Source organism: Flavobacterium erciyesense, from assembly GCF_018069925.1.
In the GTDB taxonomy this organism is placed as follows: Bacteria; Bacteroidota; Bacteroidia; order Flavobacteriales; family Flavobacteriaceae; genus Flavobacterium; species Flavobacterium erciyesense.
In genome coordinates this window covers 227594-246927 of the sequence record NZ_JAGPXB010000002.1, presented here as the reverse complement: position 1 = coordinate 246927, position 19334 = coordinate 227594, and the positions used below count along the sequence as shown (strand labels likewise).

General features: G+C 36.3%; 10 protein-coding genes. 8 read left to right on the top strand and 2 right to left on the bottom strand.

Annotated features, from left to right (window positions below):
* The first annotated feature begins 198 nt into the window (after nucleotides 1-198).
* The 3 genes from rpoC (at nucleotide 199) to KBJ98_RS04060 (ending at nucleotide 5558) form a co-directional block, all read left to right on the top strand.
* Entirely contained in the window at nucleotides 199-4512 is a 4314-nt protein-coding gene (rpoC, locus tag KBJ98_RS04070; RefSeq protein ID WP_210788392.1) for a DNA-directed RNA polymerase subunit beta', read from the top strand.
* An 82-nt stretch (nucleotides 4513-4594) separates the two neighbouring features.
* Nucleotides 4595-4900 carry a DUF3467 domain-containing protein gene (locus tag KBJ98_RS04065; protein WP_210788391.1) on the top strand — a complete coding sequence of 102 codons (306 nt, stop codon included), beginning with the start codon at nucleotides 4595-4597 and terminating at the stop codon, nucleotides 4898-4900.
* Nucleotides 4901-5204: 304 nt separating this feature from the next.
* Nucleotides 5205-5558 carry a hypothetical protein gene (locus tag KBJ98_RS04060; RefSeq protein ID WP_210788390.1) on the top strand — a complete coding sequence of 118 codons (354 nt, stop codon included), beginning with the start codon at nucleotides 5205-5207 and terminating at the stop codon, nucleotides 5556-5558.
* 94 nt (nucleotides 5559-5652) lie between these two features.
* Here KBJ98_RS04060 and KBJ98_RS04055 read toward each other — a convergent pair whose 3' ends face one another.
* Both KBJ98_RS04055 and KBJ98_RS04050 read right to left on the bottom strand, forming a co-directional pair.
* Complete coding sequence (locus KBJ98_RS04055) at nucleotides 5653-7242, bottom strand: peptide chain release factor 3 (RefSeq protein ID WP_210788389.1); 1590 nt, start codon at nucleotides 7240-7242, stop codon at nucleotides 5653-5655.
* A gap of 171 nt (nucleotides 7243-7413) precedes the next feature.
* Nucleotides 7414-8850: an alpha-amylase gene (locus KBJ98_RS04050; protein WP_210788388.1), complete on the bottom strand. Its 1437-nt coding sequence runs from the start codon at nucleotides 8848-8850 to the stop codon at nucleotides 7414-7416.
* A 582-nt stretch (nucleotides 8851-9432) separates the two neighbouring features.
* Here KBJ98_RS04050 and KBJ98_RS04045 point away from each other — a divergent pair.
* The 5 genes from KBJ98_RS04045 to KBJ98_RS04025 all read left to right on the top strand — a co-directional run bounded on the left by KBJ98_RS04045 (nucleotide 9433) and on the right by KBJ98_RS04025 (nucleotide 19321).
* Nucleotides 9433-10848 (top strand): peptidylprolyl isomerase, encoded by a 1416-nt coding sequence (locus tag KBJ98_RS04045; protein WP_210788387.1) that lies wholly within the window; start codon nucleotides 9433-9435, stop codon nucleotides 10846-10848.
* Nucleotides 10849-10960: 112 nt separating this feature from the next.
* The gene (locus tag KBJ98_RS04040; protein ID WP_166138750.1) at nucleotides 10961-11914 is read left to right on the top strand and encodes an AAA family ATPase; all 954 of its coding nucleotides are present in this window, start codon (nucleotides 10961-10963) and stop codon (nucleotides 11912-11914) included.
* A 326-nt stretch (nucleotides 11915-12240) separates the two neighbouring features.
* Nucleotides 12241-15012: a bifunctional aconitate hydratase 2/2-methylisocitrate dehydratase gene (locus KBJ98_RS04035; RefSeq protein WP_210788386.1), complete on the top strand. Its 2772-nt coding sequence runs from the start codon at nucleotides 12241-12243 to the stop codon at nucleotides 15010-15012.
* A 123-nt stretch (nucleotides 15013-15135) separates the two neighbouring features.
* On the top strand, nucleotides 15136-17403 hold the full coding sequence (locus KBJ98_RS04030) for an aconitate hydratase (RefSeq protein ID WP_210788385.1): 2268 nt from the start codon (nucleotides 15136-15138) through the stop codon (nucleotides 17401-17403).
* Nucleotides 17404-17902: 499 nt separating this feature from the next.
* Nucleotides 17903-19321: a peptidoglycan endopeptidase gene (locus KBJ98_RS04025; protein WP_210788384.1), complete on the top strand. Its 1419-nt coding sequence runs from the start codon at nucleotides 17903-17905 to the stop codon at nucleotides 19319-19321.
* Nucleotides 19322-19334 lie beyond the last annotated feature (13 nt).

Sequence of the window (19334 nt, the reverse complement as noted above, 5' to 3'; positions counted from 1 at the left end):
TTTCAAGATTTATACCCGTAAACCGTTCCGATTTTTTATTGAGTTTTAGAGTTCAATAACTAGCACTTCAAGCAAGGGCTTGAGGTTTAGAGAAGTAATTCGTGGTAGTGTTATTGTTGACGTTTGAACTAAATGTTTAAGACCGAGACCAACACAAAAATCAATTTTTTAATTGCAGATAAATCAATAGTAGAAACTATGATGAATAACAGAAATAATAACAATAAAGATAAAAACCAAGTTAAAAGGTTTAATAAAATTTCTATTGGATTAGCATCACCAGAATCAATCTTAAAAGAGTCAAGAGGTGAAGTATTAAAGCCAGAAACGATCAACTATAGAACGCACAAACCTGAGCGTGATGGTCTTTTTTGCGAACGTATTTTCGGACCTGTAAAGGATTTCGAATGTGCGTGTGGAAAATACAAAAGAATTCGTTACAAGGGTATCATTTGCGACCGCTGTGGTGTTGAAGTTACAGAGAAAAAAGTACGTAGAGATAGAGTAGGTCACATTAATCTTGTAGTGCCAATTGCTCATATTTGGTATTTCCGTTCTTTGCCAAACAAAATTGGTTATATCCTTGGTCTTCCTTCTAAGAAATTAGATATGATTATTTACTACGAAAGATACGTAGTAATCCAAGCTGGTATTGCTAAAAATGCTGATGGCGAATCATTACAAAGATTAGATTTCTTGACTGAAGAGGAGTATTTGAATATTTTAGATACCCTTCCTGCAGACAACCAATATTTAGATGATTTTGATCCTAATAAATTTGTTGCCAAAATGGGAGCAGAGTGTATTATGGATTTGTTAGCAAGAATTGATCTTGATGCATTATCATATTCATTAAGACACAGCGCTAACAATGAAACGTCTAAACAACGTAAAACAGAAGCTTTAAAAAGATTACAAGTAGTTGAATCTTTCCGTGAGTCTAACTTAAACCGCGAAAACCGTCCTGAGTGGATGATTATGAAAGTGGTACCAGTTATTCCACCAGAATTGCGTCCGCTTGTGCCACTTGATGGAGGTCGTTTTGCAACTTCAGATTTGAATGATTTATACCGTCGTGTAATCATCCGTAACAACCGTTTGAAAAGATTAATGGAGATCAAAGCTCCAGAAGTTATCTTGAGAAACGAGAAACGTATGTTGCAAGAATCTGTAGATTCATTATTTGACAACACGCGTAAAGCATCTGCTGTTAAAACAGAATCAAACAGACCGTTGAAATCACTTTCTGACTCGTTAAAAGGTAAGCAAGGTCGTTTCCGTCAAAACTTATTGGGTAAACGTGTGGATTATTCTGCTCGTTCGGTAATTGTTGTTGGACCAGAATTAAAATTGTCAGAGTGCGGTATTCCTAAGGATATGGCAGCTGAGTTGTACAAACCTTTTGTGATTCGTAAATTGATCGAAAGAGGAATTGTAAAAACAGTTAAATCTGCTAAAAAAATAATTGATAAAAAAGAGCCTGTTGTTTGGGATATCCTTGAAAATGTAATCAAAGGTCACCCAATCTTATTAAACCGTGCTCCTACTTTGCACAGACTAGGTATTCAAGCATTCCAACCAAAATTAATTGAAGGAAAAGCAATCCAATTGCACCCTTTAGTTTGTACGGCATTTAATGCGGATTTTGATGGGGATCAAATGGCGGTACACTTACCATTAGGACCAGAGGCTATCCTAGAGGCTCAGTTGTTAATGTTAGGTTCGCACAACATTTTGAACCCTGCAAATGGTGCTCCAATTACTGTACCATCTCAGGATATGGTCTTGGGTCTATATTATATGACCAAAGAACGTTTGTCAACTCCTGAATTGAAAATTTTAGGTGAAGGAATTACATTCTATTCTGCTGAAGAGGTGAATATCGCTTTGAATGAAGGAAGAGTAGAATTGAATGCTCGTGTTAAAATTAGAGCAAAAGATTTCAATGAGGCTGGTGAATTAGTTTACCAAATCATTCAAACTACTGCTGGACGTGTATTGTTTAACGAAGTTGTTCCTGAAGCAGCTGGTTATATCAATGACGTATTGACAAAGAAAAACTTAAGAGATATTATTGGTCACGTACTTAGCTGTACAGATGTACCTACTACTGCTGCTTTCTTGGATAACATGAAAGATATGGGGTACAAATTTGCCTTCAAAGGTGGATTGTCATTCTCATTAGGTGATATTAGAATTCCAGACCAAAAACCTAAGTTAATTGCTGATGCAAGAGAGCAAGTTCAAGGTATCTCTGCTAACTATAACATGGGTCTTATTACTAATAACGAGCGTTACAACCAAGTTATTGATGTTTGGACTTCTGCTAATGCACAGTTAACAGAGTTAGCAATGAAAAACATTAGAGAAGATCAACAAGGATTTAACTCTGTGTACATGATGCTTGACTCTGGAGCGAGGGGTTCTAAGGAACAAATTCGTCAGTTAACTGGTATGCGTGGTTTGATGGCTAAGCCTAAAAAATCTACTGCTGGTGGTGGTGAAATTATTGAAAACCCAATTCTTTCTAACTTTAAAGAAGGTCTTTCGATTCTTGAGTACTTTATCTCTACTCACGGTGCTCGTAAAGGTCTTGCGGATACCGCTCTTAAAACAGCCGATGCTGGTTACTTGACTCGTAGGTTACATGACGTTTCACAAGACGTAATTGTAAACATCGATGATTGTGGTACTTTAAGAGGTGTTGAAGTTTCAGCATTGAAAAAGAACGAAGAAATCGTAGAATCATTAGGAGAGAGAATCTTAGGACGTGTAGTGTTACAAGATTTAATCAATCCTTTGACAAGCGAAGTACTAGTTCGTTCAGGTGAGCAAATTACTGAAGTAATTATGAAAGCGATCGACGCTTCTCCAATAGAGAAAGTTGAAGTTCGTTCTCCATTAACATGTGAGGCTCTAAAAGGAATTTGTGCTAAGTGCTACGGTCGTAACCTAGCAACTGGTAAAATGACTCAAAGAGGTGAAGCTGTTGGTGTAATTGCAGCACAGTCTATTGGTGAGCCAGGTACACAGTTAACATTACGTACTTTCCACGTTGGAGGGGTTGCGGGTGGTATTTCTGAAGAATCAAGCATTGTAACTAAGTTTGCAGGTAAGCTTGAAATTGAAGATCTTAAAACTGTTAAAGGAGAAGATAGCGAAGGAAACTCAGTTGATATTGTTGTTTCTCGTTCTACTGAATTGAAATTAATTGACGAAAGAACAGGTATTTTATTAAGTACTAACAACATTCCTTACGGTTCTAGTATTTTTGTTGCAGATGGTCAATCTGTTGCAAAAGGAGAAGTTATCTGTAAATGGGATCCATATAACGGGGTTATTGTTTCTGAGTTTACTGGTAAAATTGCTTACGAAGATTTAGAGCAAGGACAATCGTTCATGGTTGAAATCGATGAGCAAACTGGTTTCCAAGAAAAAGTAATTTCTGAATCAAGAGCTAAAAAATTAATCCCAACTTTATTGGTTTACGGTAAAGATGGTGAATTGATTCGTTCATACAACTTACCAGTTGGAGCCCACTTGATGGTTGAAAACGGTGAGAAAATTAAAGCAGGTAAAGTCTTGGTGAAAATCCCTCGTCGTTCTTCTAAATCGGGAGATATTACCGGAGGTTTACCAAGAATTACAGAGTTGTTAGAAGCTCGTAATCCATCTAACCCAGCTGTAGTTTCTGAAATTGATGGTGTTGTTTCTTTTGGAAAAATCAAAAGAGGTAACCGCGAAATTGTTATCGAATCTAAATTTGGAGATGTTCGTAAATACCTAGTTAAATTATCAAGCCAAATTCTTGTTCAAGAGAATGACTTCGTAAGAGCAGGTGTACCATTGTCTGACGGAGCAATTACTCCAGATGATATTTTAAGAATTCAAGGTCCAGCTGCTGTTCAACAGTACTTGGTGAATGAAATTCAAGAAGTATACCGTTTACAAGGTGTAAAAATTAACGACAAACACTTCGAGGTTGTTATTCGTCAAATGATGCGTAAAGTAAGAGTACAAGATCCAGGTGATACTTTATTCTTAGAAGATCAATTGATTCATACTAAAGATTTCATCGTTCAAAACGATAAGTTATACGGTATGAAAGTGGTAGAGGATGCTGGAGATTCGGCTGTATTAAAAGAAGGACAAATCATTACGCCTCGTGAGTTGCGTGACGAAAACTCTTTATTGAAACGTACAGATAAAAATCTAGTAGTAGCTCGTGATGTGGTAACTGCAACAGCAACTCCAGTATTACAGGGTATTACAAGAGCATCGTTACAAACCAAATCATTCATCTCTGCGGCATCGTTCCAGGAAACTACTAAAGTATTAAATGAAGCTGCAGTTGCAGGTAAAATTGATTACTTAGAAGGATTGAAAGAAAATGTAATTGTAGGTCACAGAATCCCAGCCGGTACAGGTATGAGAGAGTACGATCACACAATTGTAGGTTCAAAAGACGATTACAATGATATGATGGCTAACAAAGAGGAGTACATCTATTAAGGTTTTAGTGCCTAGTCCTTAGTGATTTTTCATAAAGTTTAATCACTGAGGACTATTTAACTAACCACTAAATACTAAAAATATGAAAGATCAACCACAAGATCAAATTAATATCGAATTGGATGAAATTACGGCTGAAGGAATTTATTCTAACTTAGCAATAATCAATCACTCTTCGTCTGAGTTTGTTCTAGACTTTGTAAGCATCATGCCAGGTATACCTAAAGCAAAGGTAAAGTCAAGAATTGTTTTGACACCTCAGCATGCTAAAAGATTATTAAAAGCAATTGGAGAAAATATTCATAGATTTGAAATCGCTCATGGTGAGATCAAAGATACAGATCAAGCCCCAATTCCTTTAAATTTTGGTCCGGCTGGCCAAGCATAAAGAATAGTTCAAAAGGCTCCAGTTTTTCTGGAGCCTTTTTTTATGCACTATTTTGAATGCCTGAAATGGTTTTTTATTTGGTAGATATAAAATTTCAATTGATTTTCTATTGTGGAGTTTTCCAGTTGTACTCACCCTTGATTTCTGTTAAGATGCAGTTTAACAGTGCTTCATGTGCTCAATTTGTGCTTTGAACGAGTTTTAAAGCGCTTTGTCGAGAATATTTTTTGACAATATACTAATGTTGTACTTTCGTTCTCGAGATATAGGAAAAGCAAATATCCCAATAAAATTAGAAAGTAATATGAAGCATTTTTCTCTTAAAGTAAGCAATAAATTTATATTAAACACCGTAATGGTGCTTGCTTTTACTTTAGTGTCTTCTATTTCATCCGCTCAGACTACAAACACGGTTGTAGAAATGAATCAGACAGAAGTTGCTTCTACTAAAACAGAAAATGTTTCCACAACTAATACTTCAAATTCAATGAACTTCGTTTTATGGTTTATGGGTTCAAAACAAGATCCTAACAAAACAATAAATCCAGAAGGGACAACAACAAAAAAACAAATTATTACATCTGGTACTGCTCCAAATAGATTGCTTATAAAAGCATTCTTAAAAAAAGCTTCAAGTCTAGAAAGTATGATTGCCTAATAATTGATTTTAGAATATATAAAAAAACGCTACTTGAAAAAGTAGCGTTTTTTTTGTTCATGGGACTGACATAACATAAGTCAGTACATTTTTATTACTCAAATTCAGAGGTAAAAAACAATTTGACATTAGGGTATTTGCTCTGAGTCATTTGAATTGTAAAATCAGAGTCAGCCAAAAATACTAATTGTCCGTATTTATCGTGAGCCAAGAATTTCTGTTTGATACGTCGGAATTCTTTAAACTCATCACTTTTAGAGTCGTTAGGTTTTACCCAGCAAGCCTTGTGAACTGGAAAGTTTTCGTAAGTACATTTTGCACCATATTCATGCTCTAATCGGTATTGAATTACTTCGTATTGTAGCGCACCAACGGTTCCAATGATTTTTCTGTTATTCATTTCAAGCGTAAAAAGCTGTGCAACTCCTTCGTCCATCAACTGATCAACTCCTTTATCCAGCTGCTTTGCTTTCATAGGATCCGCATTATTAATGTATCTAAAATGTTCTGGAGAAAAGCTCGGAATTCCTTTAAAACTCATTATTTCACCTTCTGTAAGTGTATCTCCAATTTTAAAGTTTCCAGTGTCATGCAAACCCACAATATCACCAGGATAGGATATGTCAACAATTTCTTTTTTCTCTGCAAAGAAAGCGTTCGGACTTGAGAACTTTAAATTCTTCTTTTGACGTACATGGTAATACGGTTTATTTCTTTCAAACGTACCAGATACAATTTTGATAAAAGCCAAACGGTCGCGGTGTTTAGGATCCATATTGGCATGGATTTTAAAAACAAAACCAGTCATTTTTTGTTCAGCAGGGTCTACTAATCTCGTTTCGGAGTCTTTTGGTCTAGGCGATGGTGCTATTTGAACAAAACAATCCAATAATTCACGAACTCCGAAATTATTTAACGCTGAACCAAAAAACACAGGCTGCAATTTACCATCTAAATAGTCTTGTCTGTCAAATTTTGGATATACTTCATCAATTAACTCTAGTTCTTCACGAAGTTTATCTGCAGGTTTTTGTCCAATAATTTTTTCTAGCTCAGGACTTTGTACATCAGAAAAAGCGATGGTCTCCTCAATATTCTTGCGACTGTCACCACTAAATAAGTTGATGTTTTGTTCCCATAGATTATAAATGCCTTGAAAATCATACCCCATTCCTATTGGGAAACTCAATGGAGTGACAGCGAGTCCTAATTTTTGTTCTACTTCGTCCATTAAGTCAAAAGCATCTTGTCCTTCGCGGTCTAATTTATTGATGAAAACAATAATAGGAATTTTTCGCATTCTACAAACAGCAACTAATTTTTCTGTTTGTTCTTCGACACCTTTGGCAACGTCAATCACTACAATTACGCTGTCAACGGCTGTTAATGTTCTAAAAGTATCTTCGGCAAAATCCTTGTGACCAGGCGTATCAAGGATGTTGATTTTTTTATCTTGGTAATTAAAAGCTAAAACGGATGTAGAAACTGAGATACCTCTTTGGCGTTCAATTTCCATAAAGTCACTCGTAGCTCCTTTTTTAATTTTATTGTTTTTTACAGCACCTGCTTCTTGAATAGCGCCACCAAAAAGGAGGAGTTTTTCTGTAAGTGTTGTTTTTCCCGCATCGGGATGCGATATAATTCCAAAAGTTCTTCTGCGTTGTATTTCTTCTAAAAAAGCCATGTGTATATATAAATAGGTTGCAAAAGTACTATTTATAAATGCCAATTAAAAAAAATGTACTCTCTAAAAGCAAGATTGTCAAAGTGGTTTCAGCATCGTATTTCGGTTTGAATTAGTGTTTATTAGTAATGTTGTATTAAAAAAGGCCACCGTATTTGGTAGCCTTTGATTTTACATATTGATAGACCATATGGAATAGCCATTTGGTGGACATTGTATTTTAACCCATTTGTCTGCTTGTGTGGTAGGATACCAGCCAGAATTGCCAGTAAAATCTTTTATTTGAGCATTGGTCCAATTGGTTTGAATCCATCGTTCTTGCCAAGTATTAGAGTTGTTTATGTACACAACCAGTCCTGGATTGCCATTGTATCCGTTTCTGCGCGCAATGTATTCATCTGTATCGGTATATAAAATGGAGGTGTTTCCAGTTGCTTTATTATTGTGAATCCAAATTAGATTGTTCATTTTAGTTTTATTCAACCATTCCTCATAATCTCTATAGAATATCGTTGGATAGCCTTCATGAGTTAAAATGTAGGCGTAAGCCAATTCTTTTTTCCAAATTTCGTCAGTGTCATGATTGGCAACAAAGGTAACCGCTTTGTAAGGATTTCTTTTCCACATCATATCGTCATTCAAGACATTAAGATTGTTTCCGTCAAATGCATCATTCATTTTGTAGTAACAAGCAAAGTCAAACACAGAGCTGTTGGCGTTATTAGCCCAGTCGTTAAGTAAATTTACATTAGCATCCCAAAGTTCACCCACGGAGAATCCGCCTACATTGGCATTCCAATCTTTAACAACCCAAGCACCAAAACCTTTTACATAATCAAATCTCCAGCCGTCAAATTTCATAGTGTTTTTATAAAATTTACCTACGCCGTCTGATCTTTTCCAAAGCCAATCTTGTACGTTAGGAGCCACGTGCGCCAGATCAGGAAAACCACCAAAAATGCCTTCGTCATTATTTCTGAGAGCGTTTTTGTGAAAATCAGCGCTTGTTCTTTTAAATTTACCTGAGGCTACTCCTGTGAAGTTAGTATAGGTTTGAGTTCCTGTAAACGGATTACTCTCTAATTGCCCGCCACTGTTATGATTAAGTACAATATCAGCATATACTTGCATGTTTTCGCCGTGAACTTTTGTAATTAAACTTTCAAGTTCGGTTTTAGAACCAAAACGAGTTTCAACGGTTCCATTTTGATTGAAATTACCAAAATCGAAGTAGTCTGTAGGGTCATATCCCATTGAGAATGGTCCGTTTTGTGCTTTCGATACAGGAGGTAGCCAGATTGAGCCAATACCGGCGTTTGACCATGCAGTAATTTTTGAATTCACCACATTCCACCATGTACCTCCTGCAGGGACATCCCAATAAAATGCTTGCATCATGACTCCTCCGCCAGGATTCGCTACATATCGACCGTTAGAAAGATTAGTTTTTTTACCCGTATCAAATGGACGACCGTCATGTGTTGTTACATTGATCGTTTTGAATTCTTTTGCTGTTTCAAGGGTGTTTGCCGAATCGTCATTGCTACAAGAATACATAGCCATTAAAGCGGTAGTTAGCGCTAAGAGTTTAAAAATTGGTTTTTTCATGGTTTGATAGTTTGGTTAATGTATTAAGGAAAAATTGCTACTATTTAGCTAGTTAGATTTCTTTTGACTTAAGATATGTTTATTTTAATGTGTTTAATTTTGTGAAAAATTTATTTTTTTACTAATATATTTTAATTATTCGAAATACTGTTCTTTATTTTTTTTCAGCGGATTACGAAAACGTTATAGTGTTTACAACTTTATTTCTTACGAAAGATTACGTAGGTAATAATTTATTTTTTTTAAAGCAGTTCTGGTATTGTTGCTGCTAATTATACGGTGCTTCTTAGGTTTTAATTTGGATTTTTGATTGTAGCTTTTTTAGGAAATTTTGCTGAAAATTGTACTAATTTTTTTGCCTATAATTTTTTGTTAATAGTACCAATGAAACTTGTTTTGTGTCAATGAATTGCTATTTTTGTTCGCTTGAATTGTTCAAGGATCTGTTTCCAATTTTGACTTTATATTTGAAGTTGTTTTTGAAAGTGTATATTTGCCAGCCGTTCAATTTATTTAGTATTGCAATAGCGGAACTAAAAGCTTAATTATAAAATTATTACATCAATTAATACTACCATTAAAATGAAATTTATCACTAGCAAAAGTGTCTTATTGCTTACTTTAGTTTGTCTCTTTTTTGTAAGTACTCAGGCCAATGCACAAGAGATTATTGTCGATTCTGTTGCTGCTCCAGTTAAAAAAGCGCCTTCAAAAGGAAAGCTAAAAGTAGACGGAGTTATTGCTACCGTTGGCGATTACATCATTTTAGATTCGGATATTGATAAGTCATATCTGGAAATTGCTGCTAACGGTGGTTCTGTAAAGGATATAACCAGATGTCAAATGTTAGGTAAATTGCTTGAAGATAAATTATATGCACACCAAGCTGTTCAAGATAGTATTATTGTCTCAGATGCAGAGGTAAAAGGGATGTTAGAGGAAAGATTGGCTTACCTTGTTGGTCAAATTGGCTCTATGGAAAAGGTAGTGCAGTACTACAAAAAAGATTCTGAAGAAGATTTTAGAACGTATTTTGCAGATATTTTAAAAGAGGGTAAGTTAACTTCTGAAATGACAAAAAAGATTGTTGATGCTGTAGAAATAACACCTGAAGAAGTACGTAATTATTTTAAAAATATCCCAAAGGATGACTTACCTACTTTTGGAGTAGAATTGGAAGTAGCGCAAATTGTGGTGGAGCCAAAGGTGTCCCAGGAAGACAAGCAAAAAGTTATTGATAAGTTAAATGAGTTCAAAAAGGAAATTCAAGAGGGTTCTAGTTTTTCTACAAAAGCGGTTTTATACTCGCAAGATCCTGGTTCAAGAGCAAATGGTGGTTATTACAAAATGAATCGTAAAACGCCTTTTGTAAAAGAATTTAAAGAAGTTGCTTTTAGTTTATCCGAAGGAGAAATATCTGCTCCTTTTGAAACTGAATTTGGTTTTCACATTATTTATGTAGAGAAAATAAAAGGGCAAGAGGTTGAATTAAGACATATTCTATTAGCACCAACTGTGACTGAAACTTCTTTGAAAGAAGCCAAAGAAAAAATTGCACTTATCAAAAAAAGAATCGAAGCTAAAGAAATTACATTTGCAGAGGCAGCAAGAAGTTTGTCTGATGAAAAACAGACTAGAGCAAATGGTGGAGCGCTAATAAATCCTCAAACTCAGGATACTCGCTTTGAGTTGACCAAAATGGATCCATCTTTTTATAGCCAGGTTTCCAATTTAAAAACTAATGAAATTTCAGCACCAATTTTAGATCAAGATGATCAAGGTAAAAAGAAATTTAAAATCATAACAGTTACCAATCGTATTGATGAGCATGCTGCTGATTATGCCAAAGATTATACAAAAATTAAAGAATTAGCATTAAACAAAAAACGTATTACCGCTATTGGTAAGTGGTTTGATGAGAAAATTAAAGAAACTTACATAAAAATTGTTGGGGAATACAGAGATTGTGCTTTCACTAATAATTGGTTGAAAAAATAAGCGCTCGTTTTCTGATTCAGAAGTTTCATATTTTTTTCGATAAATTAATAAAAAGAGTTAGTTTTATGTTTTCATAAAAACTAACTCTTTTTCATTTAAAAATACTTTATACATGTCAGACGTAGCTGCAGTTCAAAATTTAGTTCAAAAAAGAAATGATTTAAAAAAAGAAATCGCCAAAATTATCGTTGGGCAAGATGCCGTTGTAGAACAAATTTTATTGTGCGTCTTTAGTGGCGGTCACGCTTTGCTTGTAGGTGTTCCGGGTTTAGCGAAAACTTTGTTGGTAAATACATTAGCGCAAGCCTTGGGGTTAGATTTTAAACGCATTCAATTTACGCCAGATTTAATGCCGTCGGATATTTTGGGAAGCGAAATTTTAGACGAAAACCGTCAGTTCAAATTCATCAAAGGACCTATTTTTTCAAACATAATCCTCGCTGACGAGATTAATAGAACACCGCCTAAAACTCAGGCAGCTTTGCTCGAAGCCATGCAAGAGCGCTCGGTAACTATTGCAGGAGCCAATTATAAACTTGCTTTGCCATATTTTGTGTTGGCAACTCAAAACCCAATTGAGCAAGAAGGTACTTATCCTTTGCCAGAAGCGCAACTAGATCGTTTTATGTTTTCTATCAAACTAGAATATCCTAGTTTTCAAGAGGAAGTACAAGTTGTAAAACAAACCACAGCAGATTTAAAAGCAGTAGTCGATCCTTTGTTTACTGCTCAAGAAATAATTGATTTCCAACAATTAATTCGCCGTATTCCGGTTGCTGACAATGTGATTGAATATGCTGTAACTTTGGTGAGTAAAACCCGTCCTGATAATAATTTGGCAACTGAATTTGTGAAAAATTATTTGGATTGGGGAGCAGGACCACGTGCATCCCAAAATTTGATTTTAGCAGCGAAAACTCATGCCGTTTTTCATGGTAAATTTTCTCCAGATATCGAAGATGTAAAAGCGGTAGCTATTGGAATTTTACGTCACAGAATTATTAAAAATTACAAAGCCGATGCGGAAGGAATTACCGAGGAAATGATCATTACAAAGTTGTTTTAAAGACAAGAAATTCTATTTTTAAATACCAATTTTAAGACGAACTACAACGTTTTCTTGAAATTGGTATTTTTTGTTTTTACGAAATAATTAAAAAGCGTTTTGTTTCTTGAGGATATAGCACTTATATGTTAATATTTTGTTTTATTCTTATTTTAAAGCATTTGATTTCAGTATTTACTAATAGTATTTTTTCAAATGGTCACTTTCATTATATTTTTTTAAATTTCATCTTAATCTACTAAATTTGCTAGATAAATAAATAGTTTCTGCTTTTGTCTCTGATTTGCTCAAAGTAAAAGTTGTAAACATAGAAAAACATTCCAATTATGAGTTTATATAACGATTATCTACAAGAAATCGAAGACAGAAAAGGGCAGGGACTTCATCCAAAGCCAATTGATGGTGCAGACTTAATTAGCGAAATCATCTCTCAAATTAAAGACACAGCAAATGCACATCGTGAAGCGTCTCTTCAATTCTTTATTTACAATGTAGTGCCAGGTACAACACCTGCAGCTGCTCAAAAAGCAGCTTTCTTAAAAGAAATTATTTTAGGTACTGAAGTAGTTGCTGAAATTACCCCAGCATTTGCGTTAGAATTATTGTCGCACATGAAAGGTGGTCCTTCAATCAAAGTTTTATTAGATATTGCTTTGGGTGAGGATGCCGAAAAAGCTTTGGCTGCAGCCGAAGTTTTAAAAACACAAGTGTATTTGTATGAAGCAGATACAGATCGTTTAGATGCAGCTTATAAAGGAGGCAACGCAATTGCGACTTCTATTTTAGAAAGTTATGCTAAAGCGGAATTTTTTACTAAACTTCCTGAAGTTGCCGAAGAAATTCAAGTAGTTACATTTATTGCTGGCGAAGGTGATATTTCAACTGATTTATTGTCGCCAGGAAATCAAGCGCACTCGCGTTCTGATCGTGAATTACACGGAAAATGTTTCATTTCGCCAGAAGCACAACAAGGAATTGAAGCTTTAAAAGCGCAACACCCAGATAAAAGTGTGATGCTTATTGCTGAAAAAGGTACTATGGGTGTAGGTTCTTCTAGAATGTCTGGTGTGAACAACGTAGCACTTTGGGCAGGAAAACAAGCTAGTCCATACGTACCATTCATCAACATTGCTCCAATTGTGGCGGGAACAAATGGTATTTCTCCAATCTTCTTAACAACAGTTGATGTAACTGGTGGAATCGGTTTGGATTTGAAAAACTGGGTTAAAAAAACAGATGCAAACGGTGAAGTACTTCGTAATGAAAGTGGCGATCCAATTCTTGAAGAAGCATATTCTGTAGCAACTGGAACGGTTTTGACTATCAATACCAAAACCAAAAAATTATACAAAGACGGTGAAGAATTGATCGATATTTCGAAAGCTTTCACACCTCAAAAAATGGAATTTATCAAAGCAGGTGGTTCTTACGCCATTGTTTTTGGTAAAAAATTGCAAACTTTTGCTTCTAAAACTTTAGGAATTGCAACGATACCAGTTTTTGCACCTTCGAAAGAAGTTTCTGTAGAAGGACAAGGTTTAACAGCAGTAGAAAAAATATTCAATAAAAACGCAGTAGGAGCTACTCCTGGTAAAATATTACATGCTGGTTCAGATGTTCGTGTGACTGTTAACATCGTAGGATCTCAGGACACAACTGGTTTGATGACCGCTCAAGAATTAGAGTCGATGGCAGCTACAGTAATTTCTCCAATTGTAGACGGTGCTTACCAATCAGGATGTCATACGGCTTCGGTTTGGGATAATAAATCGAAGGCGAACATTCCAAGATTGATGAAATTCATGAATGATTTTGGTTTAATTACAGCTCGTGATCCAAAAGGAGAATACCACGCCATGACCGACGTAATTCATAAAGTTTTAAATGACATTACTGTTGATGAATGGGCTATCATTATTGGTGGAGATTCACATACTAGAATGTCAAAAGGTGTTGCTTTTGGTGCCGATTCAGGAACTGTAGCATTAGCATTAGCAACAGGTGAGGCATCTATGCCAATTCCAGAATCTGTAAAAGTGACTTTCAAAGGAAACATGAAAAACTACATGGATTTCCGTGATGTGGTACATGCTACACAATCGCAAATGTTACAACAGTTTGGTGGCGAAAATGTTTTCCAAGGTCGTATCATCGAAGTACACATTGGAACATTAACAGCAGATCAAGCCTTTACGTTCACCGATTGGACTGCCGAAATGAAAGCCAAAGCTTCTATCTGTATTTCTGAAGATGCTACTTTAATTGAATCTTTAGAAATTGCAAAAGGTAGAATTCAAATTATGATTGATAAAGGTATGGACAACCAAAAGCAAGTGCTTAAAGGTTTGATCGATATCGCAAACAAAAGAATTGCTGAAATTCAGTCGGGTGAAAAACCAGCTTTAACTCCTGACGCTAATGCTAAATATTATGCTGAGGTAGTTATTGATTTGGATATTGTTGCTGAGCCAATGATTGCTGATCCAGATGTAAATAATGCTGATGTTTCTAAGCGTTATACGCACGATACAATCAGACCACTTTCGTTTTATGGCGGAACCAAACAAGTTGATCTTGGTTTTGTAGGATCTTGTATGGTGCACAAAGGCGATATGAAAATATTGGCACAAATGCTTAAAAATGTAGAAGCACAAAACGGTAAAGTAGAGTTCAAAGCTCCATTAGTTGTTGCGCCTCCTACATACAATATTGTGGATGAATTAAAAGCAGAAGGTGATTGGGAAGTGTTACAAAAATACTCTGGTTTTGAGTTTGATGACAACGCACCCAAAGCTGCAGCGCGTACCGAGTATGAAAACATGTTGTACTTAGAGCGTCCTGGTTGTAACTTGTGTATGGGTAACCAAGAAAAAGCTTCAAAAGGAGATACGGTTATGGCAACATCAACTCGTTTGTTCCAAGGTCGTGTAGTTGAAGATACCGAAGGTAAAAAAGGAGAATCTTTACTTTCTTCTACGCCAGTGGTTGTTTTATCTACCATTTTAGGAAGAACACCTACAATCGAAGAGTACAAAACAGCTGTTGACGGAATCAACTTAACGCAATTTGCACCGTCTCATAGATTATTAGTAAAATAAGGTAAATTTTTGTTAATTTCCTTTCAAAAGCCTGAGTGTTATCGCTCAGGCTTTTTTTTGCTCTGATTTTTTCGTAACTTGTAGGTTCAATAAATGAAACAATAATCACTAAATACAAATTCTATGGCATTTGATATCGAAATGATCAAAAAAGTGTATGCTTCAATGCCTGCACGAGTAGATCAAGCACGTGAATTAGTGGGGCGTCCGCTTACTTTGACAGAGAAAATTTTATACAATCATCTTTGGGATAAAATGCCCGAAAAGCCATTCAGGCGAGGAGAGGATTATGTTGACTTTGCACCAGACCGCGTAGCCTGCCAAGACGCTACTGCTCAAATGGCTTTATTGCAATTTATGCACGCCGGAAAAAAAACAGTTGCTGTTCCAACTACAGTGCATTGTGATCACTTGATTCAAGCTAAAGTAGATGCCGCCACCGATTTGGCAAGAGCCAAAACGCAAAGTAACGAGGTTTTTGATTTTTTATCATCAGTTTCAAATAAATATGGTATTGGTTTCTGGAAACCGGGAGCAGGAATTATCCATCAAGTAGTGTTGGAGAATTATGCTTTTCCTGGCGGCTTAATGATTGGTACCGACTCGCACACCGTAAATGCCGGTGGTTTAGGAATGGTAGCCATTGGAGTAGGTGGTGCCGATGCTGTCGATGTGATGTCAGGAATGGCATGGGAACTAAAATTTCCTAAATTAATTGGTGTGAAATTAACTGGTAAATTATCAGGTTGGACCGCACCAAAAGATGTGATTTTAAAAGTAGCAGGTATTCTTACCGTAAAAGGAGGAACCGGAGCCATTGTTGAGTATTTTGGCGAAGGCGCCTTGGCGATGTCTTGCACTGGGAAAGGAACGATATGTAACATGGGTGCCGAAATTGGTGCAACCACGTCTACCTTTGGTTATGACGAATCAATGGCCAAATACTTGCGCGCCACTGATCGAGCCGATGTAGCCGCTGCCGCAGACGCTATTGCGCCCTACTTAACAGGAGATCCAGAAGTTTACGCAGAACCTGAAAAATATTTTGACCAAGTAATCGAAATTAATTTAGACGAATTAGAGCCACATCTTAACGGACCTTTTACGCCTGATTTGGCTACTCCTATTTCTAAAATGAAAGAAGAGGCTATCAAAAACAATTGGCCGCTCAAAATTGAAGTTGGTTTAATTGGTTCTTGCACCAATTCGTCTTACGAAGATATTGCACGCGCAGCTTCAATTGCGAAACAAGTAACGGATAAAAATTTAAAAATTAAATCAGAATTCACCATTACTCCAGGATCTGAGTTGGTGCGCTACACCATAGAGCGCGACGGTTTTATTGATACTTTTGACGCCATGGGAGCAACTGTTTTTGCCAATGCCTGCGGACCTTGTATCGGGATGTGGGATAGAGAAGGAGCCGAGAAAGAGGAACGCAATACCATCGTACATTCATTCAACAGAAATTTCTCTAAGCGTGCCGATGGAAATCCAAATACCTTAGCCTTTGTTGGATCGCCTGAGTTGGTAACGGCTTTGGCAATTGCAGGTGATTTGAGTTTTAATCCTTTAACCGATACGCTTATCAACGAAAATGGTGAAGAAGTGCGTCTTGACGCTCCATTTGGCGACGAGTTGCCATCTAAAGGATTTGATGCTGAAGATCCAGGTTTTCAAGCGCCAGCAGCCGATGGAAGCGGTATTACAGTGGCAGTTTCTCCAACTTCAGATCGTTTGCAACTTTTGGAACCTTTTGAACCTTGGGACAAACAAAATATCACGGGAGCTAAGCTTTTAATTAAAGCTTTTGGGAAATGTACTACTGATCATATCTCTATGGCCGGACCTTGGTTGCGTTTCAGAGGCCATTTAGATAACATTTCAAACAACATGCTTATTGGTGCAATTAATGCGTATAATCAAAAAGCGAATTCGGTTAAAAATCAAATTAGCGGTCAATACGATGCTGTCCCTGCAGTGGCAAGAGCATACAAAGCAGCCGGAATTCCATCTATTGTTGTGGGCGATCACAATTATGGCGAAGGAAGTTCAAGAGAGCATGCCGCCATGGAACCTCGTTTTTTAGGCGTAAAAGCAGTTTTAGTGAAATCGTTCGCGCGTATTCACGAAACCAACCTCAAAAAACAAGGAATGTTAGCGCTTACTTTTGCCTCAGAGGCGGATTATGACAAAATCCAAGAAGATGATACCATCAATTTTATCGACTTGGTTGATTTTGCACCGGGCAAACCACTTACGCTAGCTTTCGTTCACAATGACGGAACTACGGATTACATAATGGCAAATCACACCTACAACGAAGGTCAAATAGGATGGTTTGTTGCAGGATCAGCGCTCAATTTAATCGCAGCAGCTGGCAATGCTTAAATAATTTTGAACACAAGCAATAACTCTCAAGGAAACTTGGGAGTTTTTTTTTAGGAGCTATTTCCCGCTATCCGCTTCCCTTTTTTTACTCAAGTGCTTTTTTTCTAGGTCACAAAAGGAGCTTCTTTTAGTCGCTCTTTGTTCCCAGAAAAAAATAGCACTTGAGTTGCAAAAGAGGTCCGCTGCTATCGGGGCTAGGGAAAATTGCTTGTCTCAAGAATTATATTTTTATCATTTGATTAAAATGTAACTATCTCGCGAAGCCAGTATTTCTAGAATGAAATTCAAAAAAAAGGGTTAAAGTTTCATTTTTCAACGTTAAAATTTAGAAAAGCGACCTGTTTTTTGATTAAATCACTTAAATTAGCTTTTTTGAAATTTTAAAGTCTCTAAAAGCAGTTGCACCCAGTAAAACATGCTGTCGTGATAAACGAAAACGTTCAGTAGCACGTAGCAATCGTATCGTTGCAGCTTAGAGAGCTAAATTGAAGTAAAATATATGAGTTCACGGATAGTATTAATTGTGTTGTTTTTAAATTCTTTTCTTGCCTTTGCTCAAGAAAAAACCATCAAGCATACCATCGTAAAAGGAGAAACCATTTCTAGTATTGCAGAAAAGTACGATGTAAAACAAAGCGCTATTTTTAAACTAAATCCAAGTGCTAAAAAACTTTTAAAACTAAATTCGGTTTTAATAATCCCAACTCACGAACCGCAGGTACTTCCACAAAAAAATAAAAAAACAACCACAATCGTGACCAAAGAGCACGAGGTACAAGCTAAACAATCCTTTTACGCAATTGCAAAATTATACGGTATTACAGTTAATGATTTAAAAGAAGTAAATCCTTTATTGGCCAGTACCGAGTTGCAAATTGGTCAAAAAATCAATGTTCCCGCATCAGTCAAAGCAATTGAAAGTAGCGCGATTGCAACAGCAAAATCAGATTTTGTAACCAAAGAAGAAACTACCAAAACAGAAGCAATTCCTGCTGGAGAATCTTTTGAATGGGAAGTATTACCTAAAGAAACTAAATATTCGATTACCAAGAAATACGGAATTACAATCAAAGAATTCGACAAAGCCAATCCTACTTTGGGTGTGAAGGCTCTAAAAGTGGGTCAAAAAGTGATGATTCCAGTCAGTCCAAATAGTAGTGTCGTTCTTGCCTCGGCAGTTCCAACAACATTAAATAGTGTTGCTACTGCTAAACAAATTGAAAATAAACAGCCAATTGAAACTGTTACTAAGCAAGAAACAAAAACTAGCGAAGCTATTACAATAGTACGCGAAGTTTTACCCAAAGAAACAAAGTACGCTATTGCAAAACAATACGGTATTAGCGTTAGAGAGTTAGAAAACCAAAATCCAGCAATCAAAAACGGATTACCTGTTGGTTTTAAACTCAATATCACTTCAAGTACAATTCCAGAAGGGGAAGCAATTGCTGCCACTCCCATTTCTATCAATGATGCCGCAATTGAAAATAGCAAAATCGATTTTAATGCGACAACTAAACCTAATTTTAATCACGATTTTTTAGATCAATTGATCGAGAGTGCCTCTGAGAATATCGGCGTTCGTTACCGCTCGGGTGGTTCATCAAAAGCAGGGTTTGATTGTTCAGGATTGATGTGTAATACCTTTGGTGCTTTTGATATAAAACTACCGCGTACTTCAAGAGAGCAATCAACCGTTGGAGTGCAAGTTAGCGTTGAAGAAGCTCAAAAAGGGGATTTAATTTTCTTTAAAACCAATGGCCGCAGGCAAATTAATCACGTAGGGATGGTAGTTGAGGTCACCGATGGCGAAATTAAATTCATTCATTCCTCAACAAGTAATGGTGTAATTATTTCTTCTACAAAAGAGAAATATTACGAGAAAAACTTCTCACAAATCAATAGAGTAATTCAGTAATAATAAAAAAGCC